This window comes from Salmonella sp. SAL4457, assembly GCF_046548235.1.
GTDB classification, from domain to species: Bacteria; Pseudomonadota; Gammaproteobacteria; order Enterobacterales; family Enterobacteriaceae; genus Salmonella; species Salmonella enterica.
This window is the reverse complement of the sequence record NZ_JBGDZO010001046.1, coordinates 1-248: the sequence shown is the minus strand read 5'-3', so window position 1 is coordinate 248 and position 248 is coordinate 1. Positions and strand designations below refer to the sequence as shown.

Annotated in this window: 1 protein-coding gene; it reads right to left on the bottom strand. The window is 57.3% G+C overall.

All coding sequences use genetic code 11. From position 1 onward, the window contains the following. Positions 1-248, bottom strand: a 248-nt coding sequence (locus ACLJNW_RS27375) for a 6-pyruvoyl trahydropterin synthase family protein (RefSeq protein ID WP_410961699.1), incomplete at both ends; no start/stop codon positions are given.

Below are 248 nucleotides of genomic sequence, written 5' to 3'. Positions count from 1 at the left end.
ATTCGCAACCGCTGGTGCAAGTTTCGTGGACGCGGACCTTGGAGAGTTCCGGCAACAGCGGCTTGAGTTGTTGCCAGATCCAGCGGCAGAGGTTTTCGCTGGTGGGGTTTTCCAGGCCTGGAATATCGTTCAGATAATTGTGGTCGAGTTGCTCGGAGATCGGCTTGAAGATCGCCTTGATTTCCGCGAAGTCGCGGATCCAGCCGGTATGCGGATCGACCTCGCCTTCGATGTGGATGGCGACACGG